The sequence below is a fragment of the Streptomyces sp. NPDC059897 genome (assembly GCF_042730865.1).
Lineage (GTDB): Bacteria > Actinomycetota > Actinomycetes > Streptomycetales > Streptomycetaceae > Streptomyces.
In genome coordinates, this window is the sequence record NZ_JBHWKQ010000002.1 from 97,084 (window position 1) to 119,563 (window position 22,480).

General features: G+C 71.8%; 26 protein-coding genes. 7 read left to right on the forward strand and 19 right to left on the reverse strand.

Annotation, left to right across the window (positions count from 1 at the left end; all coding sequences use genetic code 11):
* Nucleotides 1–123: 123 nt before the first annotated feature.
* Nucleotides 124–528 (forward strand): VOC family protein, encoded by a 405-nt coding sequence (locus tag ACFV9W_RS03100; protein WP_385755056.1) that lies wholly within the window; start codon nt 124–126, stop codon nt 526–528.
* A 9-nt stretch (nt 529–537) separates the two neighbouring features.
* On the opposite strand, the gene ACFV9W_RS03105 is transcribed toward ACFV9W_RS03100, so the two are convergent.
* From ACFV9W_RS03105 to ACFV9W_RS03145, 9 genes are all read right to left on the reverse strand, one after another.
* Nucleotides 538–1,191 (reverse strand): ABC transporter ATP-binding protein, encoded by a 654-nt coding sequence (locus ACFV9W_RS03105; RefSeq protein WP_385755058.1) that lies wholly within the window; start codon nt 1,189–1,191, stop codon nt 538–540.
* Nucleotides 1,184–2,101, reverse strand: coding sequence for an ABC transporter ATP-binding protein (locus ACFV9W_RS03110; protein WP_385755507.1), 918 nt, complete (start codon nt 2,099–2,101; stop codon nt 1,184–1,186). Before ACFV9W_RS03110 ends, ACFV9W_RS03105 begins: the two co-directional genes overlap by 8 nt.
* Nucleotides 2,102–2,142: 41 nt before the next feature.
* Nucleotides 2,143–3,015: an ABC transporter permease gene (locus ACFV9W_RS03115; RefSeq protein WP_385755060.1), complete on the reverse strand. Its 873-nt coding sequence runs from the start codon at nt 3,013–3,015 to the stop codon at nt 2,143–2,145.
* Nucleotides 3,008–4,000, reverse strand: a complete 993-nt coding sequence (locus ACFV9W_RS03120) for an ABC transporter permease (RefSeq protein WP_385755062.1) — start codon at nt 3,998–4,000, stop codon at nt 3,008–3,010. Before ACFV9W_RS03120 ends, ACFV9W_RS03115 begins: the two co-directional genes overlap by 8 nt.
* On the reverse strand, nt 3,997–5,589 hold the full coding sequence (locus ACFV9W_RS03125; protein ID WP_385755064.1) for an ABC transporter substrate-binding protein: 1,593 nt from the start codon (nt 5,587–5,589) through the stop codon (nt 3,997–3,999). Before ACFV9W_RS03125 ends, ACFV9W_RS03120 begins: the two co-directional genes overlap by 4 nt.
* A 103-nt stretch (nt 5,590–5,692) precedes the next feature.
* Nucleotides 5,693–6,823 carry an acyl-CoA dehydrogenase family protein gene (locus tag ACFV9W_RS03130; protein WP_385755066.1) on the reverse strand — a complete coding sequence of 377 codons (1,131 nt, stop codon included), beginning with the start codon at nt 6,821–6,823 and terminating at the stop codon, nt 5,693–5,695.
* Nucleotides 6,802–7,986, reverse strand: a complete 1,185-nt coding sequence (locus ACFV9W_RS03135) for an acyl-CoA dehydrogenase family protein (protein ID WP_385755068.1) — start codon at nt 7,984–7,986, stop codon at nt 6,802–6,804. The genes ACFV9W_RS03130 and ACFV9W_RS03135 overlap by 22 nt, the downstream gene beginning before the upstream one ends.
* Nucleotides 7,983–8,972 carry an NADPH:quinone oxidoreductase family protein gene (locus tag ACFV9W_RS03140; protein WP_385755070.1) on the reverse strand — a complete coding sequence of 330 codons (990 nt, stop codon included), beginning with the start codon at nt 8,970–8,972 and terminating at the stop codon, nt 7,983–7,985. Before ACFV9W_RS03140 ends, ACFV9W_RS03135 begins: the two co-directional genes overlap by 4 nt.
* Before the next feature lie 116 nt (nt 8,973–9,088).
* Nucleotides 9,089–9,715 carry a helix-turn-helix domain-containing protein gene (locus tag ACFV9W_RS03145; protein WP_385755072.1) on the reverse strand — a complete coding sequence of 209 codons (627 nt, stop codon included), beginning with the start codon at nt 9,713–9,715 and terminating at the stop codon, nt 9,089–9,091.
* A 94-nt stretch (nt 9,716–9,809) separates the two neighbouring features.
* On the opposite strand from ACFV9W_RS03145, the gene ACFV9W_RS03150 reads away from it, so the two are divergent.
* Entirely contained in the window at nt 9,810–10,850 is a 1,041-nt protein-coding gene (locus tag ACFV9W_RS03150; protein ID WP_385755074.1) for an NAD(P)/FAD-dependent oxidoreductase, read from the forward strand.
* 36 nt (nt 10,851–10,886) lie between these two features.
* On the opposite strand, the gene ACFV9W_RS03155 is transcribed toward ACFV9W_RS03150, so the two are convergent.
* Together ACFV9W_RS03155 and ACFV9W_RS03160 are read right to left on the reverse strand one after the other, a co-directional pair.
* Nucleotides 10,887–11,108: a helix-turn-helix domain-containing protein gene (locus ACFV9W_RS03155; protein WP_385755076.1), complete on the reverse strand. Its 222-nt coding sequence runs from the start codon at nt 11,106–11,108 to the stop codon at nt 10,887–10,889.
* Nucleotides 11,108–11,578, reverse strand: coding sequence for a DUF2975 domain-containing protein (locus ACFV9W_RS03160; protein ID WP_385755509.1), 471 nt, complete (start codon nt 11,576–11,578; stop codon nt 11,108–11,110). Before ACFV9W_RS03160 ends, ACFV9W_RS03155 begins: the two co-directional genes overlap by 1 nt.
* A gap of 113 nt (nt 11,579–11,691) precedes the next feature.
* Here ACFV9W_RS03160 and ACFV9W_RS03165 point away from each other — a divergent pair, with 113 nt between their 5' ends.
* Nucleotides 11,692–12,603, forward strand: coding sequence for an SDR family oxidoreductase (locus ACFV9W_RS03165; RefSeq protein ID WP_385755078.1), 912 nt, complete (start codon nt 11,692–11,694; stop codon nt 12,601–12,603).
* Nucleotides 12,604–12,618: 15 nt separating this feature from the next.
* On the opposite strand, the gene ACFV9W_RS03170 is transcribed toward ACFV9W_RS03165, so the two are convergent.
* The 3 genes from ACFV9W_RS03170 to ACFV9W_RS03180 all read right to left on the reverse strand — a co-directional run bounded on the left by ACFV9W_RS03170 (nt 12,619) and on the right by ACFV9W_RS03180 (nt 15,022).
* Nucleotides 12,619–13,053: a PPOX class F420-dependent oxidoreductase gene (locus tag ACFV9W_RS03170; RefSeq protein WP_385755080.1), complete on the reverse strand. Its 435-nt coding sequence runs from the start codon at nt 13,051–13,053 to the stop codon at nt 12,619–12,621.
* Between the two features lie 67 nt (nt 13,054–13,120).
* On the reverse strand, nt 13,121–13,960 hold the full coding sequence (locus ACFV9W_RS03175; RefSeq protein ID WP_385755082.1) for an enoyl-CoA hydratase/isomerase family protein: 840 nt from the start codon (nt 13,958–13,960) through the stop codon (nt 13,121–13,123).
* A gap of 93 nt (nt 13,961–14,053) precedes the next feature.
* Nucleotides 14,054–15,022, reverse strand: coding sequence for an SDR family NAD(P)-dependent oxidoreductase (locus ACFV9W_RS03180; protein WP_385755084.1), 969 nt, complete (start codon nt 15,020–15,022; stop codon nt 14,054–14,056).
* 63 nt (nt 15,023–15,085) lie between these two features.
* On the opposite strand from ACFV9W_RS03180, the gene ACFV9W_RS03185 reads away from it, so the two are divergent.
* From ACFV9W_RS03185 to ACFV9W_RS03195, 3 genes are all read left to right on the forward strand, one after another.
* Nucleotides 15,086–15,643 (forward strand): TetR/AcrR family transcriptional regulator, encoded by a 558-nt coding sequence (locus ACFV9W_RS03185; protein WP_385755085.1) that lies wholly within the window; start codon nt 15,086–15,088, stop codon nt 15,641–15,643.
* Between the two features lie 72 nt (nt 15,644–15,715).
* The gene (locus tag ACFV9W_RS03190) at nt 15,716–16,306 is read left to right on the forward strand and encodes a TetR/AcrR family transcriptional regulator (RefSeq protein WP_385755087.1); all 591 of its coding nucleotides are present in this window, start codon (nt 15,716–15,718) and stop codon (nt 16,304–16,306) included.
* A complete protein-coding gene (locus ACFV9W_RS03195; protein WP_385755088.1) occupies nt 16,303–17,727 on the forward strand; it encodes an MFS transporter in 1,425 nt (474 codons plus the stop codon). Before ACFV9W_RS03190 ends, ACFV9W_RS03195 begins: the two co-directional genes overlap by 4 nt.
* Nucleotides 17,728–17,777: 50 nt before the next feature.
* On the opposite strand, the gene ACFV9W_RS03200 is transcribed toward ACFV9W_RS03195, so the two are convergent.
* The gene (locus ACFV9W_RS03200; protein WP_385755091.1) at nt 17,778–18,311 is read right to left on the reverse strand and encodes a MarR family winged helix-turn-helix transcriptional regulator; all 534 of its coding nucleotides are present in this window, start codon (nt 18,309–18,311) and stop codon (nt 17,778–17,780) included.
* Nucleotides 18,312–18,369: 58 nt separating this feature from the next.
* Between ACFV9W_RS03200 and ACFV9W_RS03205 the strand changes: the two genes are divergently transcribed.
* Nucleotides 18,370–19,314: an amidohydrolase family protein gene (locus ACFV9W_RS03205; RefSeq protein ID WP_385755093.1), complete on the forward strand. Its 945-nt coding sequence runs from the start codon at nt 18,370–18,372 to the stop codon at nt 19,312–19,314.
* A gap of 25 nt (nt 19,315–19,339) precedes the next feature.
* Here the strand turns inward: ACFV9W_RS03205 and ACFV9W_RS03210 are convergent, their stop codons facing one another.
* From ACFV9W_RS03210 to ACFV9W_RS03225, 4 genes are all read right to left on the reverse strand, one after another.
* Nucleotides 19,340–19,984, reverse strand: a complete 645-nt coding sequence (locus ACFV9W_RS03210) for a LysE family translocator (protein ID WP_385755095.1) — start codon at nt 19,982–19,984, stop codon at nt 19,340–19,342.
* A gap of 116 nt (nt 19,985–20,100) precedes the next feature.
* Nucleotides 20,101–21,033: a hydroxymethylbilane synthase gene (gene hemC / locus ACFV9W_RS03215; RefSeq protein ID WP_385755097.1), complete on the reverse strand. Its 933-nt coding sequence runs from the start codon at nt 21,031–21,033 to the stop codon at nt 20,101–20,103.
* Nucleotides 21,034–21,094: 61 nt separating this feature from the next.
* Nucleotides 21,095–21,775: an HD family hydrolase gene (locus ACFV9W_RS03220; RefSeq protein ID WP_385755098.1), complete on the reverse strand. Its 681-nt coding sequence runs from the start codon at nt 21,773–21,775 to the stop codon at nt 21,095–21,097.
* 48 nt (nt 21,776–21,823) lie between these two features.
* Nucleotides 21,824–22,405 carry a TetR/AcrR family transcriptional regulator gene (locus ACFV9W_RS03225; RefSeq protein ID WP_385755100.1) on the reverse strand — a complete coding sequence of 194 codons (582 nt, stop codon included), beginning with the start codon at nt 22,403–22,405 and terminating at the stop codon, nt 21,824–21,826.
* Nucleotides 22,406–22,480: the final 75 nt, after the last annotated feature.

The following is a 22,480-nucleotide window of genomic DNA, read 5'->3' on the forward strand; positions in this document are numbered from 1 at the left end:
GTCCTGGTTGGTCCAGGGCCGGAACTTCCTTGCGACGGGAAGTAGTTGGTCACCGTCCTTGAACCCCGGCTAACTTTACGTCCGTCGTAAGTTTGCTCCGCGACCCCACAGAGGAGAACTGTCTTGCGGATCACCGCGTCCACCGTCTCGCTCACCGTCGCCGACGTCACCGCGTCCCAGCGGTTCTTCACCACCCACCTCGGCTACGCCGTGCAGGCCGCGGCCGACGGCTTCGCCTCACTGACGCGCGACGACGCGGCCCTGGACATCGTCCTGCTGGCCCGCGGCACCGAGGTGCTCCCCGCCGACCAGCGCGACCAGCACGCCTCGGGCCTGATCGTCGCGTTCACCGGCACCGGCATCGAGAAGGAGGAGCAGCGGCTGCGCGCCGAGGGCGTCGAGATCACGATGCCGCTGCGCGAGGAGCCCTGGGGCGAGCGGCTGTTCCAGGTCACGGACCCGAACGGGGTGGTCGTGCAGTTCGTGGAGTGGGCCACCCCTGCAGAAGGAGCGGCCGTGGAGGCCTGATCCCGTCCCCTACGCCCCCGCCAGCTCCGCCCACTCCACGGTCCGCCCGCACCACCGTTCGAGCAGCACCCGGTCGTGGCCCACGGCAAGGAGCCCCGCCCCGGTCTCCCGCCGGTAGTCCTCGACCACGCCCACCAGCGCGGCCGTGGTCGACGCGTCGAGCATCGCGGTCATCTCGTCGCAGATCAGCCAGCGGGGGCGCAGGGTGAGGGCGCGGGCGAGGCAGGCGCGCTGGAGCTGCCCGTCGCTGACCTCGTGGGGGCGGCGGGCCAGCAGGTCGGTGGACAGGCCCACCGTGGACGCCAACTCCCCCACGCGGCCCGCGTGCTCGGCGCCGTTCGCCCGCAGGGGTTCCGCGATCAGGTCCGTGAGGCGCAGGCGCGGGTCGGCGGACAGGCGGGGCTGCTGGAAGACGACGCCGAACGCGGTGCGCTGGGCGCGTGGGGCACGGTGGCGCCAGCCGCGGGCCTCCTCGCCGTCGATGACCACGCGGCCCTCGTCCGGGGCGTGCAGCAGCGCCGCGACACGTGCGAGGGTCGACTTGCCGCAGCCGCTGGGGCCGAGGAGGCCGACGCTCTCGCCGGGGTGGACGGTCAACGTCGCGTCCCGGACGACCGGGGCGCGGCGGTCGTAGCCCGCGGTGATGGAGCGCAGTTCAAGCACGGGTGGCCTCCTGGTGGGCCGGTACGGGGTGGTGGCAGGCCACGCCGTCCGTGAGCGCGGGCAGCGCCGCGCACCGGTCGTCGGCGCCCGGGCAGCGCGGCGCGAACGCACAGCCCTCCCCCAGCGCGCTCAGTTCCGGCGGCATCCCGGGGATCGGGGTGAACTCGCGGTCGGGCAGGGCGTTCAGGAGCCCGCGGGCGTAGGGGTGGCGCGGGCCCGGCGCGCCGAAGAAGGCCTCCGCGTCGGCGAGTTCGACGATGCGGCTCGCGTACATGACCGCCACCCGGTCCGCGATGCGTTCCGCCGCCGCGAGGTCGTGCGTGATCAGCAGGAGCGCCCGGTCGCCGCCGATGTGGCGGCGCAGTTCGTCCACCGTGCGCTCGACGAGATCGCGGTCGAGGCCGGTGGTCGGCTCGTCCGCGAGAAGCAGCGGCGCGTCCCCCACGAGGGCGAGCGCGGTCGCGGCGCGCTGCGCGAGTCCGCCGGAGAGTTCGTGGGGGTGGCGGTCGAGGTGGTCGAGCGGGAAGACGGCCCGCCCGGCCGCCGCCGCGACGGCCTCCTCCAGGCGCGGGCCCCTGCGCGGCGCGCCCGTCAACTGCCTCAGAGTCTCGGCCAGTTGGGAGCGGACCGTGCGGACCGGCGTGAGGTGTGCGGCCGGGCTCTGCGGCACCAGGCCGATCCGGCGGCCGCGCACCGTGCGGGCGAGGGTCGCCTCGTCGGCCGCCATCAGGTCCAGGTCGCCGAGGCGCGCCGACCCGGCCGTCTCGGCGTTCTGCGGGAGCAGGCCGAGGAGCGCGGAGGCCAGCACCGACTTGCCGCAGCCGCTCTCGCCGACGAGGGCCAGGCACTCCCCCGCCCCGAGGTCGAAGCTGGCGTCGCTGACGGCCCGTACGTACGCGCCGTCGCGCATCCGGAACCGTACGGACAGGCCGTCCACCGAAAGCACCGTGGTCACAGGGTCAGCTCCGATCGGCGGCGGGGGTTGAGGCGTTCGCGCCAGGCGCCCGCGAGCCCGGCGATGGCCAGCGTCGGCACGATGATGAACAGGCCGGGGAAGAGGGTCGGCCACCAGTCGCCCGCGAGGAGCGAGCCGCGCGCCGTCTGCACGAGCGTGCCGAGGCTCGCCTGGTGGGTGGGCAGGCCCAACCCCAGGAAGGAGAGAGCGGATTCGTGCCAGATGGCGTGCGGGACCATCAACACCGCCGCGAGCGCCGCCTGCGGCAGAACGCCGGGCAGCAGGTGGCGCGCCGTCACCCGCCACCGTGAGGCTCCGCCGGAGATCGCCGCGTCCACGTAGGGGCGCGAGCGCAGTGACAGGACCTCGGCGCGCACGATCCGGGCGGTCGAGAGCCAGTGCGTCAGGCCCACCGAGATCACGACCGGCCATACGCCCGGCCGGGACATCGCCACGATGAAGATGCCGAGCAGCAGGTGCGGCACGGACGAGAAGGTGTCCACCACGCGCATCACGCCGCGGTCCACCCAGCCGCCGAGCGCGCCCGCGAGCGCCCCGACGGCGGTGCCGATGACGGTCGCCACGACGGCGGCGACCACACCGACGAGCAGCGAGACCCGCAGCCCGTACACACAGCGCAGCAGCAGATCACGGCCGACGTCGTCGGTGCCGAACGGGTGCGCCCAGGACGGCGGCTGGAGTTTCGCGGCGAGGTCGACGGCCTGCTGGTCGAGGTCGGTGAGCGGCGGCACGAGCAGCACGGCGAGCACCACGACGCCCACGGTCACGGCGGAGGAACGCACCCGCCACGCGCGCGTGGAGCGGCGCCGCACCCCGTGTGTGCGCCAGGGAAGGGTCAGGTCAGCCATCGAAGCCCACCCTCGGATCGGCGATGCCGTACAAGAGGTCGGCCGCCCAGTTCCCGGCGAGCACGGCCAGCGTCGCGAGGACCGTGACGGCCGCGAGCAGCGGGAAGTCGACGGACGTGGCCGCCTGCACGGTCGCGGCGGCAATGCCCGGCCAGCTGAACACGGTCTCCACGAGCAGCGCCCCGGTGATGAGTTCGGGCACGCGGGAGCCGATGAGTGTGAGGACGGGCAGCGTGCCGGAGCGCAGCGCGTGCCCGAACAGGACGGTGCGGGGCGCGATGCCGCGCGCCCTGGCCCCGCGCACGGGGTCCTCCTCGAGCGCGTCGCCGACGCCCTGACGGACGTACAAGACGAACCACGGAAGCTGCGAGACGGCCAGCACGCCCGCGGGCAAGGCGAGATGGGACAGCACCTGCCCGGCGGTGATCGTCGATGAGCCGGTATCGGTGAGGCCTCCGGCCGGCAGCACGCCGAGCTTCAGCGCGAACAGCCATACGGCGAGCAGGCCGAGCCAGAACGGGGGCGCGGCCTCCAGCGTGTACGCGAGCGAGGTGATCGCGCGGTCGAGCCAGCCGCCCTGGCGGCGCGCGGCCAGCACGCCGAGGAGCGTGCCGAGGACGACCGCGACGAGGAACGCGGTGGCGGCGAGGAGCACGGACCAGCCGAGCCGTTCGCCGATGACCTGTGCGACCGGCTGCCTCATGACGGCCGAGTCGCCGAGGTCGCCGCTGAGCGCGGCCGTCAGCCAGTCCCACCAGCGGGCGAACAGGGGCTGGTCGACGCCGAGGTTGACCCGCAGCTGGTCGAGGTTCTCCTGTGACGCGGTGAGCCCGGCCGTGCCCGCGTAGGCCTTGACCGGGTCGAAGGGGGACGCCGCGGCGATCGCGAAGACGCCGAGGGTGACGGCGGCCAGGACGGGCACGGCGAACACGATCCGCCGGCCCGTCAGGCGCGCCATCGGCCCCCAGGGGAGCCGCCTGCTCATGCCTTCCAGTCCTCCACGTTCCACCAGGGCCCGGAGGCGAGCCCGTGGTCGTGCGGCTCGACCTGCGTGGTCAGTTCGCCGAACTTCTTGTCGACCACGTACAGGTGGTCGATGTGGGTGAGGAAGGTGTAGCCCGGGTCCTTCGCCAGTTCCCGCTGAACCGTGTCGTAGGCGGCCTGCCGCTTCGCCTTGTCGTCGGTGCGGCGGGCGTCCTCCAGGGCGGCGTCGACCTTCTTGTTGTCGTAGTGCGCCATGTTGTTGAAGCCGTCGCCCGCGAGCGAGGACTTGAGCATCATGTACTGGTCGAAGTCGGGGTCGGCGGGCGCGCCGCCGCCCGCGAGGACGGCGTCCTTGGGCATGCGGGGCATGATGACCTCCCAGGTGCCGCTCTCGACCTTGACGTCGATGCCGAGCTTCTTGGCGTCGGAGGCGTAGGCGAGGGCGTGGTCCTGGCGGAGCTTGTCGCCGGTGAGGTACCAGAGCGGGAAGGCGGCGCGGACGCCGTCCTTCTTACGGATGCCGTCGGCACCCTTCTTCCAGCCGGCCTCGTCGAGCAGCTTCTTCGCCTTGCCGAGGTCGTGCGCGCGCTCGGTGCCCTTGGTGAACCAGGGGCTGTCGGTGGGCACGGGCCCGTAGGCCTCCTTGCCGGCGCCCTCCAGGATCTGTTCGACCATGGCCTTGCGGTCCACACCGATGTCGAGGGCGCGGCGGATGTCGTTGTCGCCGGTCACCTTGTTGCCGGTGGGCAGGGTGACGACGCGGTAGTCGAAGGAGTTCGCCGCGTAGGTCTTCTTGGCGGTGTCGGCCTTGAAGGTCTTGGCGAGGTTGGGCGGGAGGATCGCGCCGTCGAGGTCGCCGGAGCGCAGCCGGGTGGCGCGCACGTCGTCGTCCTTGATGATCGCCATGGTGAAGTTCTTGATCTTCGGTGCGCCGCCCCAGTAGTCGGGGTTGGCCTTGAAGACGAGCTTCTCGCCCTTGGACCACTTCACCAGCTCGTACGGTCCGGTGCCGATGGGCTTGGTGGTGAACCGGCCGTTGTTCACGTTCTGCGCGCCCGCGACGTGCTCGGGGGCGATGGGCAGGACGGTGCGCTCGGCGAACGGCGCGTAGGGGTACTTGAGGTGGAAGACGACGGTGTCGTCGCCCTTCGCCTCGACGTCCTCGACGGCGTCCAGTTCGGCCTTGGAGGCGTTGTTGGTCTTCTTGTCGAGGATGGACTCGTACGTGAAGACGACGTCCTTCGAGGTGAACGGCTTGCCGTCGCTGAACTTCACGCCGTCGCGCAGCTTGTACGTGTACGTGCGGCCGTCGTCGGTGACCTTCGGCAGCTCGGCCGCGAGCGCGGGCTTGAGCTTCATGTCGGCGTCGTGCGTGAGCAGCCCGTCGAAGATCTTCGAGTTGCCGTCCTTGCCGTAGCCGAGAAGCGGGCTGAGGCTGTCGGGCTCGTAGGCGATCCCGACGACGGCGCTGTCACCGCCGCCGCTCTTGGCGTCGTCGTTCGGCGCCGCGCAGGCGGCAGCGGTCACCGCCAGTGCGGTGACCGCTGCCCCTGCTATTGCGCTCCGTGCCGGCCTGGCCACGCCACCCACCCCTATTCAAGATCTACTGTTATTGCGAACAGCTCGCAATAATGTCATCTCGTCAAGGAGAGGTAAAACCCGGCTATGAAGTTGTCGTACGCGCCGGACCCGCTCAGGGAGCGCGCAGGTCGACCAGTTCGGCCAGCTCCTCCCGGTGCCGCCCCGCCGTACCGAGCGCGATGGAGTCCGCCTTGGCGCGCTTGAGGTACAGGTGGATCGGGTGCTCCCACGTCATGCCGATGCCGCCGTGCAGCTGCAGCGCCTCCTCGGCGGCGTGCACCGCGACGGGCGCCGCGTACGCCTGGGCGACGGCGACCGCGATGTCCGCGTCCTCGCTACCGGTCGCGAGCGCGTCGGCCGCGTTGCGGGCGGCGGCACGCGTATTGACCGTCTCCAGCCACAGCTGGGCGAGGCGGTGCTTGAGCGACTGGAACGAGCCGACGGGCCGGTTGAACTGATTGCGCTCCTTCGTGTAGCGCACGGTTTCCGTCAACAGCCAGTCGGCGAGGCCCAGTTGCTCGGACACCAGCAGCCCGGCACCGGCCCGCAGCGCACGCCGCACGGGCGTCGCCGCACTGTCGCCCAGCTTCCGCCCGGCGGCCCCCGCGAAGGACACGACCGCCAGCGGGCGCGTGCGGTCCAGCGAGACCTGCGGCTCGACCGTGACACCTTCGGCGCCCGAGTCGACCGCGAACAGGCCGCTCGCGGTGGGCACCAGGAACACATCGGCGGCGACCGCGTCCGCGACGCCGGTGACACGCCCTGCCAGGGCCCCGCTCTCTTCCCGTACGTCCCTGAAGTCCTGCCCGGCCGTGGCCGACAGCGGCACGGTGAGCACGCCGACGGACCGTCCGGAGGCGAGCGCGGTGAGTACATCGGCCGCCTCGTCGCCCTCGCACGCGAGCAGCGCCTCCGTGGCGATGACGGCGCTCGTCAGGTACGGGACGGGGGCGACGGCGCGCCCCAACTCCTCCAGGACGACGGCCGCTTCGCGGTGCGAGGCGCCCTGGCCGCCCTTGTCCTCCGGGACGAGGAGGCCGGCCAGGCCCATCGTCTCGGCGAGGTTCTTCCACAGCTCGCGGTCGTGCGGCGCGTCCGTGTCGACACGGGCGAGGACCTCGGTGGCGTCGCAGTGGTCGGTCAGCAGGTCGCGGACGGCGGAGCGGAGGGCTTCCTCCTCCTCGGAGTAGAGGAGGTCGGGCTCGGTGTTCACTGAAGCGCTCATCGGGCGAGGTCCTTCCATGCGACGTCCTTGTCGGTGCGCGGCTCGGACGGCAGGCCCAGGACGCGCTCGGCGACGATGTTCAGCAGGATCTCGCTCGTCCCGCCCTCGATGCTGTTCCCCTTGGCGCGCAGATACCGGTAGCCGGCCTCGCGGCCCGCGAAGTCGACGATCTCGGGCCTGCGCAGGGTCCAGTCGTCGTACAACAGGCCCTCTTCGCCGAGGAGTTCGACCTCAAGACCGCTGATCTCCTGGTTGAGGCGGGCGAAGCCGAGCTTCATGCCCGCGCCCTCGGGACCCGGGTGTCCGGCGACGAGCTGCTGCCGCAGGCGTTCGGACGTGAGCCGCGCGACCTCGGACTCGACCCACAGCTTGACGAGGCGCTGGTGCAGGTCGTGGGTGCGCAGCTCGGGGCGCTCGCGCCAGGTCTTGGCGACGATGCCGACGAGCCCGCCCTCGCGCGGCACGCGCATGCCGCCGATGGAGACCCGCTCGTTGTTGAGGGTGGTCTGGGCGACCCGCCAGCCGTCGCCGACCTCGCCGAGCCGGTGGGCGTCGGGGATGCGGACGTCGGAGAGGAACACCTCGTTGAACTCGGCCTCGCCGGTGATCTGGCGCAGCGGCCTGACCTCGACGCCGGGGTCGGTCATGTCGCACACGAAGTACGTCATGCCCTTGTGCTTGGGCACGTCCGGGTCGGTGCGGGTGACGAGGATCGCGAAGCGGGCGTTGTGCGCGTTGGACGTCCACACCTTCTGGCCGTTGACGACCCAGGTGTCGCCGTCGCGGACGGCGCGGGTGCCGAGCGCGGCGAGGTCGGAGCCGGCGCCGGGCTCACTGAACAGCTGGCACCAGACCTCCTCACCGACCCACAGCGGCTTCAGGAAGCGCTGCTTCTGCTCGTCGGTGCCGTAGCGCAGGATGGTGGGCGCGGCCATGCCGAGCCCGATGCCGTTGCGCCGCGGGTTGTTGTCGGGCGCGCCAGCGGCCGTCAACTCGGCCTCCACAACGGCCTGCAGGGCGCGCGGCGCGTCCAGCCCGCCGAGGCCCTCGGGGTAGTGCACCCAGGCGAGCCCGGCGTCGAAGCGGGCGCTGAGGAAGTCCTCGCGCGACGTGCTCGCGGGCGGGTGCGCGGCGAGGAACTCCTGGGGCTTCTCGCGCAGTTGCGCTGCGTCGACGGTCATGCGGATGCTCCTTCCGTCGTACGGGAGTTCAGGCCCGGCACCACGACGACGCGGCCCGTCGTGACGCCGTCGGCGACGCGCTGCACGGCGGACGCGGCGTCCGCCAGGTCGACGCGCTCACTGACGAGGGGCTTGATGGCGCCGCTCGCGGCCAGCTCGGTGAGCTTCTGGTGGCAGTGCGGGATGAGCTTCGGGTTCTTGGTGGCGTACAGGCCCCAGTGCAGACCGAGGATCGAGTAGTTCTTCACCAGCGCGTGGTTGAGCGCGGCGGTCGGGATGACGCCGGAGGCGAAGCCGACGACGACGATGCGGCCCTCGAACGCGACGACCTTCGTGGACTGCTTGTACGCGTCGCCGCCCACCGGGTCGTAGATCACGTCGGCGCCGCGGCCGCCGGTGGCCTCCTTCACGGCGGCGATGACGTCCTCGGAGCGGCGGTCGATCACCACGTCACAGCCGAGGTCGGCCGCGACCTTCGCCTTCTCGGGTCCGCCGACGACGCCGATCACGCGGGCGCCGGCGGCCTTGCCGAGCTGTACGGCGGCGCTGCCGACCCCGCCCGCGGCGGCGTGCACGAGCAGCGTCTCGCCGGCCTGGAGGTGGGCGCGCTGGTGCAGGCCGAACCAGCCGGTCTGGTAGCCGATGTGCAGGGCGGCGACCTCGGCGTCGTCCAGCGAATCGGGCGCGGGCAGCAGGGACTTCGCGTCGGCGACCGTGTACTCCGCGAGCCCGCCGCGCGGCAGCACCGGGTTGGCGATGACACGGCAGCCGTCCTCGGTCTCGCCGCAGATCTCCACGCCCGGCGTGAACGGCAGCGGCGGCGTGACCTGGTACTGCCCCTTGCAGAGCAGGGCGTCCGGGAAGTTGATGTTGGCGGCGCGCACCTTGAGCAGAACCTGCCCCTCGCCGGGCACGGGACGCGTCACCTCTTCGAGGCGCATCACCTCGCTCGGCTCGCCGTTCTCGTGCACTTGCCATGCCTGCATGCGAAAGCCTCCACGGGACTGCTTCGTCAAACCGGGTTCGGCCGCATACTAAGCGGTCGCTTGCCGATCTGTGAATGCCCTGGAGGGGTACGGATGCCGGTCGGGCGGCGCGGCGCTCAGCCGGACTTCTTGCGCGCGGGCCGCGCCCGTACGTGCATCCGCTCGCCCTGCGGCCCGAACAGCACCAGGAACTCGGCGGGGCCCTCGCCCGTGGACCCGAACCAGTGCGGCACGCGCGTGTCGAACTCGACGGCCTCCCCCGGCTCAAGCACCACATCGTGCTCGCCGAGCAGGAGCCGCAGCTTTCCGGAGAGCATGTACAGCCACTCGTAGCCCTCGTGCGTCTTCTGCTCGGGTTCGAGGCGGCGCTTCGGCTCGATCACCTTGTACGCCTGGAGCCCGCCCGTCTTGCGGGTCAGCGGGATCATGGTCCGCCCGCCCCGCATGATCGGCTTCGCCTGTACCCGCGGGTCCTCCACCGGTGGGGCGCCGACCAGCTCGTCCAGCGGCACCTTGTGGGCGCGGGCGATGGGCAGCAGCAGCTCCAGGCTTGGTTTGCGCAGGCCCGATTCCAGGCGGGAGAGCGTGCTCACGGAGATGCCGGTGGTCTCGGAGAGCCCGGACAGCGTGGCACCGCGGTCCTTGCGCAGCGCGCGCAGCCGGGGCCCAACGCCGGCCAGGACGGCGTCCATGCTCGCCTCGGACTGCTCTTCCTCGTGGTGCTTGTGGCCTTGCCGATTCATGCATCCATTGCAGTTTCGGCAAGCTTGTTTGTCAATACGGCGAGTCTGGGTGCACCTTCGGGAGCAAGGCAATTTCGAGTGCGAGGTGGACACCATGCAGACTCCGGTGCAGGTCGACGTCCAGGCCAAGAAGAACGCGTACGACGTCGTGGTCGTCGGCGGCGGGACGGCGGGCCTGTCGGCCGCGCTGATCCTGGGACGCTCGCTCCGCTCGGTCCTGGTGGTCGACGCGGGCGAACCCCGCAACGCGCCGGCCGCGTACATGCACGGCTTCCCGTCGCGGGACGGCATGCCGCCGGCCGCGTTCCTGGCGGAGGTGCGGCGCGAGGTCACCGCGTACGGCGTCGAGCTGGTGCGGGACCGGGTGACGGCGGCGGAGCCGGACGGCTCCGGCGAGTTCGAGGTCACGCTGGCGGACGGCGGCCGGGTGCACGCCCGCCGCCTGATCATCGCCACCGGCCTGGTGGACGAACTCCCCGACATCCCCGGCCTCGCCGAACGCTGGGGCAACGACGTGATCCACTGCCCCTTCTGCCACGGCTACGAGGTCCGCGACGAGCCCATCGGCGTCCTGTACCGCAAGGCGACGGGCATCCACCAGGCTCTGCTCTTCAGCAGCCTGTCCTCCGACGTGACGCTGTTCCTGAACGGCGCCGACGAGGACGACCTCCCCGACGAGCACTGGCAGACGCTTGCGGCGGCCGGGGTGAGCGTGGTGAGCGGCAAGGTCGAGGCCGTCGAGGTCACGGACGACCGGCTGAGCGGGGTGCGCCTCGAAGGCGGCCGGGTGTTCCCGCGCTCCGTGGTCGTCGTCCCGACGGTGATGGTGCCGCGCGACTCCCTGCTGAGCGCCCTCGGCGCCCGTACGAAGGAGACCCCGATGGGCCCCTTCGTCGAGGTGGACCCGACCGGCCTGACGAGCGTCCCGGGCGTCTGGGCGGTGGGCAACGCGACCGGCCCCGCGGAACAGGTCGTCAACGCGGCGAGCGCGGGCTACCGGGCGGGCGTCGCCCTCCACGCCCAACTGCTCGGCGCGGACCTCGACCGCGAGGTGGAGCGCCGCCGGTCCGGCGTGTTCTCCCCCGAGGGCGAGCAGGCGGTGGCGCGGGCGCGGCGGGAGGCCGTGGACGCGTGAACCACAGCGAGAGCCGCACGAGACCCGCCCGGCACGTCATCCGACCGCCCCGCCCTCGCCCTCCCACCGCAGCAGATCCCCCGGCTGGCACTCCAGGACCTCGCACAGCGCGGCGAGTGTCGTGAAGCGGACCGCCTTGGCGCGGCCGTTCTTCAGGACGGCGAGGTTGGCGGGGGTGATGCCCACGCGCTCGGCCAGCTCGCCCACCGACATCTTCCGCTTGGCCAGCATCACGTCGACGTCGACGACGATCGGCATCAGATCACCTCGTCCAGCTCGGCCTTCAGCTCCGTCGCCTGCGCGAGCAGCATGCGCATCACGAGCACGACGAGCGCGACACCGAGGATCGCCAGGCCGATGCCGCCCATGATGAGCGTGACGCCCGGGTCCTCGCGCTGGCCGGGCGCGTTGACAGCCGTGACCGTGAACCACAGGAGGGCGACCGCGACGATCGCGCCGATCACCCCGTTCACGTAGCGGAAGGCCGCGTGCGAGAAGACGGTGCCGCGGCGGACCATCCCCACGAGTCGGCCCACGCAGACCAGCGCGAACTGCGCCGCCAGCATGCCCAGGACGGTGATCACGCGGAAGGCCGTCAGGGGGCGGGACCCGTCCTCCGGGTCACTCCCGCTGATCAGCATCCACACCATCGACACCTGCACGAACACCGTGCCGACGAACACCACCGCCAGCACGGCGCGCAGCGCCCTCACGGCCCAACTCCCCATGACTCCACCCCACTCTCGCATCGAATGACGATGGGAATCTATCGAAAATCGATAGACGCGGCAAGTTACGGCCTCGTCCTGGGCATGGAAGGTTGAGCGTTCAGGAGGTATCCATGTGCGCCATGACGCACTCCTCGCCCGCCCCGCGCGGCCTCCCCGCCCCTCCCCCGCTCGGCGCGTCCGCGCTGCCACCGGACACCTACGACGGCCGGCTCGTGCTGGTGACCGGGGGTGGGACGGGACTCGGGCGGGCCGTTGCCGCGGAGTTCGCGCGACTCGGGGCCGACGTGATGATCGTCAGCCGGAAGGCGGAGCATCTGGCGCCCGCGCGCGAGGAGTTGCAGGCGGTCGAGGGCGCCGGGCTGATCACTGCGGCGACCTGCGACATCCGCGACGCGGCCCGGATCACGGAGGTCTTCGACGCGGCGTTCGCGGCGCACGGCCGGACGCCGGACGTCCTGGTGAACAACGCGGCAGCCAACTTCCCCGTACCGGCAGAGGAGTTGTCGCCGAATGGCTGGCGCACGGTCGTCGACATCACGCTCAACGGCACGTACTTCATGACCCGCGAGTTCGGGCGCCGCCACCTGGCAGCGGGCACACCCGGCTCGGTGATCGCCGTCGGCGCGTCGTACGCGTGGACGGGCGGCCCCGGCTACGCGCACAGTTCGGCGGCGAAGGCGGGGGTCAAGAACCTGGTGGAGACACTGGCTGTGGAGTGGGGCCCGTACGGGATCCAGGTCAACGGCCTGGTGCCGGGCCTCATGCCGCACGAGGACATGACGCCCGACATCCGCGAGAACCTCGACCGCGCCGAGGACCCGGCCGCCCGCCAGCCCGCGCTCCGGGTGGGCGCGCCACGGGAGTTGGGGTGGGCGGCGACGTTCCTCGCCTCGCCCTACGCCCGGTTCGTCAGCGGCCACACACTGGTGGTGGACGGCGCGAACTGGCAGCGGCGCGCTCTGGTCAACGCGCCGGCGACGCCGGTGCGGGAGCAGCTGGGGCGCGGCCCGTTCACCCCGTGACCGCGAGGCGGGACATCAGCCGAGCCGCTGCCCGTACACGTGGTCCACGGCCATCGCCATCAGCACCCGGCGGTCCGACACCATCACGGACCGGTACTCGTCCCAGTCCGGGTGTTCACCGGCCGCCTGGCGGTAGTACTCGACCAGCGCCTCGACCTCGGGCCCCTTGGGGTCGGTGCCCGGTCCGACGAGTGTCACGGCGCCCTCGGCGGTGGCCCAGGCCCGGCCGTCGGGGGCCGTCACCTCCAGCGCGGCGCGGGGGTCGCGGCGCAGGTTCGCGGTCTTGGCGCGGCCCTCGGTCATCGACACGTACAGGGTCTCGGTCGCGGGGTCGTAGAACGGCTGCACCGGCGAGAGCTGCGGCCTGCCGTCGGCCTTGAGCGTGGCGAGGACGCCGAGCCTGCTCTCGGCGAGGAGGGCACGGGGGTCGAAGGGTGCGGAGGAGGTCATGGTCACCTTTCGGGCGGGGGCGGACGCTTCGGCGTCGACGCGCTCCGCCGACACCTTTGCGAACATCTCACGCGCCCCGGTATTCCGGCGGCCTGCGCAGCACCTTCGCCGTGAACCCTTCGGTCGCGTCCTCGGACGTGAGGGTCAGCGCCGCGCTCATGGCGACCCGGTCGAGCGCCGCGTCGAGTCCCGCGTCGGCGTACGCGTCGATGTCGCGCTTGACGGACTGCACGGCGAGCGGTGCATTGGCGGCGATCTCGGCGGCCACGTCACGCGCGGCGCGCTCCAACTCACTTTCTGGGACGACCTGTTGGAGGAGATTGAGCCGGTGCGCGGTGTCCGCGTCGATCCGCCGCCCGGTCAGCGCGAGGAACTTCGCCCACCCGGCCCCCGCCTCGCGCGCGATCCGCAGATCCCCGCCCGCGTCGACAGCGACCCCCAACTGCGCCTCCGGCAGCGCGAACACGGCGTCGTCGGCCGCGATCCGCACATCCGCCATGAGCGCCAGCTCGAAGCCGAAGCCCAGGCAGTACCCCTGCACGGCGGCGACCACCGGCTGCGGGAGCCCCGCGAACGCGGCGAACCGCTCGTGCACCCACCGGATGCCCTCGTAATACGCCCGGTGCCGCGCGGAAGCACTCTCCCCCTCGATGCCCCCGCCGGGCGCCGTCACATCGATCCCCGCACAGAAGGCCCGCCCCTCGGCGCGCAACAGCACCACCCGTATCCGGTCATCGAACCGGATACGGTCGGCCATGACACCGAGCTGCCGACTCGACTCCCAGCTCCAGGCGTTGAGCTTGGCCGGACGGCACAGGGTGAGCACGCCGACGCCGTCCTTTCCGACGTCGAGGCGCATCCGCCGCTCGTCCCCTTCGGGGATACGGGTGTCGGTCGTGTCGATCATGCGGTCACCTACCGGGATGGGGTCGGCACAACGGGCGGCGCGCAGCGTAGCTCCGCGAGGCCGCATGCTGAAGACCCGGTGGGCCGCCACTCCCTAATGGACGAGGCCGGCCGAGACATCCCACAGACGCTCGGCCGCGACGGGATCGAGCGCCCACTCCTTCACACCGTGCGGGTGGTCCGCCAGTGCGGCGTCGTCCGGCACGGTGTACGCCTCCCGCCCGTCGTCGAGGTAATGGCCGCCGGTGCGGGCGAACTCCGGGGCGACGGCCGCGATGACACTGGCGGCGGCGCCCTGCCCGACCGTCTTGTACGTGAAGACACCGGCGGCCTCGGCGGCGTCGAGCGACTCCTTCTGCTCCGGCGTGAAGTTCCGTTGCAGGCCGGTGGCGACGCCGCCCGGGTTCACCGCGTTGGCCACGATGCCGTCGGAGGCCCAGCGGCGGCTCGCCTCGACGGCGAAGAGCGAGTTCGCCGTCTTGGACTGGGCGTAGGCGAGCTGCGGATCGTAGGCACGACGCTCAAATTGCAGGTCGTCGAAGTCGACACCGGCACGCACGTGCGCCGTGGAACTGACCGAGACGATCCGGGCACCGTCCCGCTCGGCCGCTCCGCGCGCCAGGGCGCCGCGAAGGCCGGCGGCCAGCGCGAAGTGACCGAGGTGGTTCGTCGCGAACTGCAACTCCCAGCCTTCACGGGTGCGTTCGAGGCCGCCGGTGACCACGCCCGCGTTGTTGATCAGCAGATGGAGCGGCCCACGCCAGTCATCGACGAAGCGGGCGACGGACTCCGCGTCCGCAAGGTCGAGGCGGCCCACGCGAGGCCGGGTGCCACCGGTCGCCTTCATGATCCGGTCGGCGGCGGCCTCGCCCGCGACCACGTCACGGACGGCGAGCGTCACGTCCGCCCCCACGGCGGCCAGCGCACGCGCCGTCTCGGCGCCGAGCCCGGAGGAGGCTCCGGTCACGATGGCGCGGACGCCCACGAGGTGGACCCCGCGCAGCACCTCATCGGCGGTGCTGGAGGCGGTGAAGGGTGTGGTGATGAGGGCACGGTCAGCCATGCGGCGACTATACGCACTCGACAATATTTGTATAGTCCGTTCACTAGGTCCTACGCTCGCTACATGAGCAGCCCCGACGCCGCCACCCCTGACGCCGACCGCCGGTCCCAGGTCCTGGACTCCGCGATGGCCACGTTCGCGCGATTCGGATACCGGAAGACCTCGATGGAGGAGGTGGCGCGGGCCGCACACATCTCCCGGCCCGGCCTCTACTTCCTCTTCTCCTCGAAAGAGACCCTGTTCCGCACGGCAGCCACCCAGACCGTGGAACGGGACCTCGGCGCGATCGAACACCTCCTGGCCGACACCGGCCGCCCCCTCCCCGACCGTCTCGTGGACGCGTTCGACCGATGGGCCGGGCGGTACGTCGGCCCGCTGGCGGGCGACATCACTGCGGTCATCGAGGACAACCCGCACCTCCTCGGCGAGATCACCGACTCCGCGCCACGGCGCTTCGAGGAGCTGATCACGAAGGCGCTCTCGCGCGACTCGACACAGAAGTCGGCCGTCCCCGTCGCCCAGACCTTGATCAGCACGTCGATCGGGCTGAAGCAGCAGGCCCGGACTCGGGAGTTCTACGTGACCCGGATGAGGACCGCCGTCTCGCTCATCGTGAGCTGAGGGCGACGCAGACACACACGCACACACTCGAGCGAGTAGACACTGTCTAACTACGTCCGGTAGACAGTGTCTATGCAGACGAACCGCTCCACCGGCGACAGCCTCCGCGAGCGCCTCATCGACACCGGCGTGGCGCTCGTGGACACGGAAGGCGCGGCGACGTTGTCGCTGCGCGAGATCGCCCGGAGGGCGGGTGTCTCGCACGGCGCGCCCCGGCGCTACTTCCCGACCCACCTCGAACTGCTGTCGGCCATCGCCCGGCGCGGCTTCGAGGAGCTCGGCAAGCGCGTCACGCAAGCGCTCGCCGACGGCGACGGCCAGGCCCCGCGCACGCAGGTGGCCACCCTCGCCCACACCTATCTCGACTTCGCGGCGCGACATCGCGGCATGTACGAGCTGATGTTCCGCCACGACTTGTTGGAGAGCGGCGAGTTGGGGCTTCGTGAGACCAGTCTCCCGCTCTTCAAGATGCTCACGGAGCTGATCGCCGCCGCCCGGCCGGACACGGAACCCGCCCTCGCGGCCGGCGCACTGTGGGCGAACCTGCACGGGGTCGCCCAGCTGTGGGGCTGGGGCAGTCTCCAACTGGCCGTCGCCGTCGAGGACATCGAGCCGTTGCTGGCCACGGTGGTCGACGCCCACCTGGGCCCGGCACCCCGGTGAACGGCTCGACACGTCGGCGCGTCACACTCACGGGCAGCGTCGTCGGCGCGGTCCTCGTCGCGCTCGACGGCACGGTCCTGACCGTCGCCCAGCCTGCCCTCCAGGACGACCTCGGCGCCTCCCTCGCACAGGTCCAGTGGACCAGCACCGGCTATCTGATCGCGGTGGCGAGCCTGCTGGTGTTCGCCGGGCGGCTCGGCGACCGCTACGGGCACGCGCGGCTCTTCGGGTACGGGACGCTCGGGTTCGCGGCGGCCTCCGCCGGGATCGGCTTCGTGCCGGACATCCGCTGGGTGATCGGGCTGCGCGTGCTCCAGGGGGTGTGCGGCGCGCTGCTGCAACCAGCGACGCTCGGCATGCTGCGGGCGGCCTACGCGGCCGATTCCCTCGGCATGCCGATCGCGCTGCGCACCAGTGCGATCGGGGTCGCGGCGGCCGCGGGCCCACTGGTCGGCGGGGCGCTCACGGCCCAACTGGGTTGGCGTTCGGTGTTCTTCCTCGGGGTACTGCCCGCCGTCGTGATCGCCGTCTTCGTGCTGGCGGTGCGGGACGACGTCCGCGAGCGGCCCGATGACGTACCCGCCGGTGACCGGGCGGCGACGCCCGAACCCCGCGCCGTCGGACTCGATCCGGGCGGCGCGCTGCTGCTCGCCGTGGCGCTCGGCTGCCTGGTGGCGGCGCTGGCCGGGCTGCCGGGGAACGGGTGGACGGCGGGCACGACGCTGTTCGCGGCGGGTGCGGGCGTGGCGGCGACGGGCTTCGTCGCGCACGAGCGCCGCACGGCCGACCCGCTGTTGTCCCCCGCCCTGCTCGTGTCCCCGGCCGTCGCGCCCGCGCTGGCCATCCTGCTGACGGCGTCGGCGGCCCTGTTCGGCACGCTGTTCACGGCCACGTACTTCCTTCAGGACGTGCTCGGCCTCGACCCGTTCGGCACGGCGCTGCGGATGCTGCCCGCCGCCCTGTGCATGGTGCTGGCGGCGCCGCTCACCCCGGTACTGTTGCGCCGCTGCGGGAGCCGGGCGACGACGGCGGGCGGGATGCTGCTCCTGGCGGCGGGGGTGTTCGGCTTCGGCCGCCTCGACACGTCGGCGCCCCAACTGGCCATCACGGCCTGCGCGTTCGCGATGGGCACGGGTTTCGGCACGGTGATGGTCGCCGCGACGGAGTCGCTCGTCCGCCGGGCCGACCTCGGCGCGGCCGGCGTGGCGGGAGGCCTCCAGCAGACGGCGATGAACGTGGGCCCGACGCTCGGCGTGGCGACCGCGACGACACTGCTCGCGTCCGGCGCGGACTTCGTGGCGTCGATGGGCGTGACGCTGACGGTGCTCGCGGCCCTGCTGCTCATCACCTGCGCGGCCGCCGTTCAACTTCCCGCCATTGCGGCGCAGCGAGTGACCCGGGCGCGTACGCGAGCGCCCTAGGTGTGCTGTTCGGGCACGTTGGCGACGGCGAGCCCGGCACCTCCCACACGTCAGCCCTGTGCGGCCTTGCCCCCGACCGCAGAGCGCGACGCGGTGTCGCCGATGACGCCGGCGAGCCGCTGGAGCTGGGCGGCGAGCGCATGGCGCTCCGCGGGCGTGAAGTGCGCCAGGGCCTGGAACTGGCGCGCCCTCAGTTCGGCCCGCATGGCGGCGAGCCGGTCGGCGCCGTCCTCGGTGAGGCGGATCAGGACCTGTCGCTCGTCGTGTTCGGAGCGCCGCCGCGTGACCACTCCGTCGACCTCGAGTTGTTTGAGCATACGAGTGGCCGTGGGGACACTGACTTCCGCACCCGCGGCGAGCGCTCCGACCGACGCCCCCTCCCCCCGGACGTCCCCCACCAGTGGTTCCAGCATCGCCACCTGCGCCATGGACAGCCCGGCCGCGGACTGGCCGACGGAGGCGGCCCGAGACCGACGCATGGCGTAGAAGAGCTGGTCGGCGGCTCGTGCCAGCTCCTCCACGCCCGCCTCGTCGCCGCCGCCGTCCCGCCGCTCTTCACCTGCGCGTTTGCTCACATCTCCCATGACTGTTAGCTTACTAAATGACTTCATTAGCACGCTAACTAATAGGAAGCTAAACATCATGGAACTTCCCGCCCGCATCGACGTCCACCAGCACATCGTCCCGCCCGTCTGGGCGCGGGCCCTCGACTCACGCGGCCTGGACTCGGGCGGCTGGGCCATCCCGTCCTGGACCGCGGAAAGCGCGATCGCGATGATGGATCAGCAGGGAATCGCCAGCGGCGTCCTGTCCGTCACCGCGCCCGGCGTGCACCTGGACAGCGACGCCGCCGCCCGCGACCTCGCCCGCGCCGTCAACGAGTACGGCGCCGAAGTCGTCAAGGACCGCCCCGACCGCTTCGGCCACTTCGCGAGCGTTCCGCTGCCCGACGTCGACGCCGCCGTGGCGGAGGCCGTCTACGCGCTCGACACCTTGCACGCCGACGGCGTAGTGCTGATGTCCAACGCCCACGGCCGCTACCTCGGCGACCCGGACTTCGAGCCGCTGTGGGCGGAGCTCGACCGCCGCGCGGCCAACGTCTTCGTCCACCCCGCCCAGCCGCCGATGCCGCTGCTCCCGGGCACCCCCGCCCCGCTCGCCGACTACGTCTTCGACACCACCCGCACCGCCCTGAACCTGGTGCTCAACGGCGTCATGAGCCGGTACCCGAACGTGCGCGTGATCCTCTCCCACGGCGGCGGCTTCCTTCCCTACGCCGCCTACCGGTTCACCGGGCTGACTTCAATGGCCATCGACCCGGACCGCACGGAGGAGGACGTCCTGCGGGACCTCAAGCGTTTCTACTTCGACACCGCGCTGTCCGCGAGCCCCAGCGCCCTGCCCGCCCTGCTGGCCTTCGCCGAGCCCGGCCACGTCCTCTACGGAAGCGACTGGCCCTTCGCCCCGCAGGAAGCCGGCACCTACTACAACCGATATCTGACGTCGTACCCCAACTTCACGCCCGGCCAGGCGAAGGCCATCGACCGCGACAACGCCGAGGCGCTCTTCCCCCGCCTCGCCCGCTGACCGCGCGCGACACCGGCGAGGCCGCTCAGCCCGAGACGGGCGTACGGGACAGCGCCGTGCGCACCGCGAAGACGCCGAGCAGGCCGCCCGCCGTGAACCGCTGGGCGGTCATGGCGCGGGGGCGGGCCGCCAGGAATCCCGAGACGCGCGCCGCACCCAGCATGATCACGGCGTTCACGGCGAGGCCCACGACGATCTGTACGCCGCCGAGCTGGAGCAGCTGCGCCCAGGCGGGCCCGGCGTGCGGGTCGAGGAACTGGGGCAGCAGCGCGGCGTACAGGAGCGCGATCTTGGGGTTGAGCAGATTGGTCAGCAGCCCCATCGAGAACAGCCGGGCGTCGGACACCGCCGGCAGGTCCCCCGCCGGGGCGAACGGCGAGCGCCCGCCGGGCTTGAGCATGCTCCACGCCAGGTAGGCGAGGTAGGCGGCGCCGGCCAGCTTGACGATCAGGTACGCCACCGGCACGGCGGCGAACAGCGCGGACAGTCCCGCGGCCGCGGCCAGCAGATAGGCCACGAAGCCGACGGCCGTCCCGCTCAGACTGACCAGGCCCGCCCTGCGCCCCTGGGTGATCGCGCGCGACGCCAGGTGGATCATGTTCGGCCCCGGTGTGAGCGCCATGCCCAGTTCGATCAGGGCCACTCCCCCGACTGCGGTCGCACTGATCACCGGTCACCCTCCTGGTCGCTCACGGGACACCCGAACATCCGTGCCACAGATTACGTGATCAGGAGCGTCCGCTGATCGGGCCTCAAGGCCAGCAAGCCTTCCGCGACCTCACGACCTCAGTGCGGAATCCCGTCGATCAATTCCCGCGCACCCTGCCGCAGCAGCGCCACCGCCACCGACATCCCCAGCGTCGCCGGGTCCAACGGTCCCGCCCACTCCTGCGCGTTCAGCACACGCTTGCCGTCGGGGGTGAACACGCAGCCCCGCAGCGACAGGTCGCCGGAGCGTTCGGCGCGGGCGTAGCCGGCGATCGGTGAGTTGCAGTGGCCCTGAAGGACGTGCAGGAACATCCGCTCGGCGGTCGCCTCGCGCCAGGTGTCGCGGTCGCCGAGCCCGGTCACGGCCTCCAGCGTCGACTCGTCGTCCTCGCGGCACTGCAGCGCCAGGATCCCGGCGCCGATCGGCGGGCAGATCCGCTCCGGCGCGAGCACCTCGGTGATGACGTCGGTGCGGTTGATCCGCTCGAGGCCGGACAGCGCGAGGAGCAGGACGTCCGCGTCGCCCGCCGCCATCTTCTCCATGCGGCGGTTGGCGTTCCCGCGCATCGGGACGCACTCCAAGTGCGGGTGGGATGCGGCGAGTTGGGCGACACGGCGGACCGATGACGTGCCGACGCGGGTGCCCTCGGGCAGCTCGTCGAGGGTGCGGCCCGCCGGGTCGATCAGCGCGTCCCGTACGTCGTCCCGCTTGAGGTACGCGCCGAACGTGCAGCCCTCCGGCAGCGGCCGGTCCGCCGGGATGTCCTTGAGGCAGTGCACGGCGAGGTCGGCCTGGCCGTCGAGCAGCGCCCGGTCGACCTCCTTGGTGAACGCACCCTTGCCGCCGAGCTTCGACAGGTCGCCCATCCACTTGTCACCGCTGGTCGTGACGGGCACGACCTCGGTACGGATGCCGGGGTGCAGCGCGGCGAGTTCGGCGCGGACACGCTCCACCTGGGCCAGCGCCATCGGCGACGAACGGGAGACGATACGGATCAACTCGGCTGACATGCCGACACGATAGCCTCTTTGGCGTTGCCTGGATCGACACCCCTGCGCGGAGTGACCGTCCTCATTGCGGCCCGGCACGCCGCGACCAGCCGCGCGCCTCGCCCTCGTCGATGAGCCGCTGCCCGGCCTGCCACAGGGACGTGGACGCGTCCCCGATGACCGCCTTGCGGGCGCGGACGTCGTCGGCGGTGACGCCGGGCGTACGCCAGGTGCCGCCGCGCGCCATCCAGTTGAGAAGCAGGGGCTGCAACCGGTCCATCGCCTTGGCGAACACCGCTTCAGGGGTGCGCCGTTCCTCGAACTCGTCCCACAGCACCCTCATCCGACGGCCCTGGTCCGCGGGGAGCAGCCCGAACAGCTCGTCGGCCGCGGCACTCTCCCGCTCCTCCTGGTCGAGGCCCGCCGCACTTTCGTACAGCGGTGTGTCGCCTGCGTAGATCTCCACCAGGTCGTGCAGGAGCACCAGTTGGACGGTGTGCCCGACATTGATGGGGCGGTCGGAGTGCTCGGCGAGGACGACCACCATCAGCGCCAGGTGCCACGAGTGCTCCGCGTCGTTCTCGCGGCGCTCCGCCGCGGCCAGCGGCGACTGCCGCAGGACGGTCTTGAGCTGATCCACCTCGACGAGGAAGGTGAGTTGGTCCCGCAGCCGGTCGTCGAGGCCTTCGGGGAAGGGAGTCTTGTCGGCGAGCAGCGCGCGTCGCTCGTCACCCACACCACTCACGCCTTCGTCGTGACTCATGCCGCCATCGTGGCATGCGCGGGCCGACACGCAGCGGCGCGCCACCATTCAGGGCGCAGGGCGCAGGATGCCTTCCACCCCGGACAGGAACGTCTCGGAGATGAGCGTGGCGTCGGAGAGGCAGCCGGCGGCCATGGCGCCGTCCCGGAGCATCACGAAGTGCCGGCCTGCCGCGTCCGCGGGCGAGCAACCGGCCCGGTCGAGCAGTTCGACGGCGGTTTCCAGGAACCACTGCCGGTGCGCCAGTACGGCCTGGTGGACCGGGTGGGACGGGTCGGGGTACTCGGCCGCGGCGTTCAGGAAGGCGCAGCCGCGAAAGCCCGTGGACCGGATGCCCTCGGTGATGGTGCGGGCGACGGCGCGGACCGTGTCGGCAGCCGGCAGCTCCTGGGCGCGGACGGCCTCGACCTGGCCGCGGATGCCCTGGTCGGCCTGTTGCAGGTAGGCGAGGACGAGCTCTTCCTTGCCCTTGAAGTGCCGGTACAGCGTGGCCCGGGTGACCTGGGCTTCTTCGATGATCCGGTCCACGCCGACCGAGTGGATCCCCTCGGCGTAGAAGATGCGGGTCGCCGTGGAGAGCAGCCGCGTCCGCGCCTCGGACGTCCTGCCACCTGTCGTGCTCGCGCTCATGACGACACCGTACCAGGCGCGCGAGGGAGAACGTTCGGTCTTGACGGCGGGCCACGGGCGGCCTTAGATGGGAGT

Excerpts from the sequence above, each read along its gene's own strand:
- ACFV9W_RS03180 (WP_385755084.1), bottom strand. The coding sequence starts at position 15,022 with ATGGCTGACCGTGCCCTCATCACCACACCCTTCACCGCCTCCAGCACC.
- ACFV9W_RS03115 (WP_385755060.1), bottom strand. The coding sequence starts at position 3,015 with ATGGCTGACCTGACCCTTCCCTGGCGCACACACGGGGTGCGGCGCCGC.
- ACFV9W_RS03145 (WP_385755072.1), bottom strand. The coding sequence starts at position 9,715 with ATGAATCGGCAAGGCCACAAGCACCACGAGGAAGAGCAGTCCGAGGCG.
- ACFV9W_RS03190 (WP_385755087.1), top strand. The coding sequence starts at position 15,716 with ATGCAGACGAACCGCTCCACCGGCGACAGCCTCCGCGAGCGCCTCATC.
- ACFV9W_RS03200 (WP_385755091.1), bottom strand. The coding sequence starts at position 18,311 with ATGGGAGATGTGAGCAAACGCGCAGGTGAAGAGCGGCGGGACGGCGGC.
- ACFV9W_RS03130 (WP_385755066.1), bottom strand. The coding sequence starts at position 6,823 with ATGGAAGGACCTCGCCCGATGAGCGCTTCAGTGAACACCGAGCCCGAC.
- ACFV9W_RS03225 (WP_385755100.1), bottom strand. The coding sequence starts at position 22,405 with ATGAGCGCGAGCACGACAGGTGGCAGGACGTCCGAGGCGCGGACGCGG.
- ACFV9W_RS03135 (WP_385755068.1), bottom strand. The coding sequence starts at position 7,986 with ATGACCGTCGACGCAGCGCAACTGCGCGAGAAGCCCCAGGAGTTCCTC.
- ACFV9W_RS03110 (WP_385755507.1), bottom strand. The coding sequence starts at position 2,101 with ATGCGCGACGGCGCGTACGTACGGGCCGTCAGCGACGCCAGCTTCGAC.
- ACFV9W_RS03185 (WP_385755085.1), top strand. The coding sequence starts at position 15,086 with ATGAGCAGCCCCGACGCCGCCACCCCTGACGCCGACCGCCGGTCCCAG.
- ACFV9W_RS03160 (WP_385755509.1), bottom strand. The coding sequence starts at position 11,578 with ATGGGGAGTTGGGCCGTGAGGGCGCTGCGCGCCGTGCTGGCGGTGGTG.
- ACFV9W_RS03220 (WP_385755098.1), bottom strand. The coding sequence starts at position 21,775 with ATGAGTCACGACGAAGGCGTGAGTGGTGTGGGTGACGAGCGACGCGCG.
- ACFV9W_RS03205 (WP_385755093.1), top strand. The coding sequence starts at position 18,370 with ATGGAACTTCCCGCCCGCATCGACGTCCACCAGCACATCGTCCCGCCC.
- ACFV9W_RS03165 (WP_385755078.1), top strand. The coding sequence starts at position 11,692 with ATGTGCGCCATGACGCACTCCTCGCCCGCCCCGCGCGGCCTCCCCGCC.
- hemC (WP_385755097.1), bottom strand. The coding sequence starts at position 21,033 with ATGTCAGCCGAGTTGATCCGTATCGTCTCCCGTTCGTCGCCGATGGCG.
- ACFV9W_RS03155 (WP_385755076.1), bottom strand. The coding sequence starts at position 11,108 with ATGCCGATCGTCGTCGACGTCGACGTGATGCTGGCCAAGCGGAAGATG.
- ACFV9W_RS03140 (WP_385755070.1), bottom strand. The coding sequence starts at position 8,972 with ATGCAGGCATGGCAAGTGCACGAGAACGGCGAGCCGAGCGAGGTGATG.
- ACFV9W_RS03175 (WP_385755082.1), bottom strand. The coding sequence starts at position 13,960 with ATGATCGACACGACCGACACCCGTATCCCCGAAGGGGACGAGCGGCGG.
- ACFV9W_RS03150 (WP_385755074.1), top strand. The coding sequence starts at position 9,810 with ATGCAGACTCCGGTGCAGGTCGACGTCCAGGCCAAGAAGAACGCGTAC.
- ACFV9W_RS03170 (WP_385755080.1), bottom strand. The coding sequence starts at position 13,053 with ATGACCTCCTCCGCACCCTTCGACCCCCGTGCCCTCCTCGCCGAGAGC.
- ACFV9W_RS03120 (WP_385755062.1), bottom strand. The coding sequence starts at position 4,000 with ATGAGCAGGCGGCTCCCCTGGGGGCCGATGGCGCGCCTGACGGGCCGG.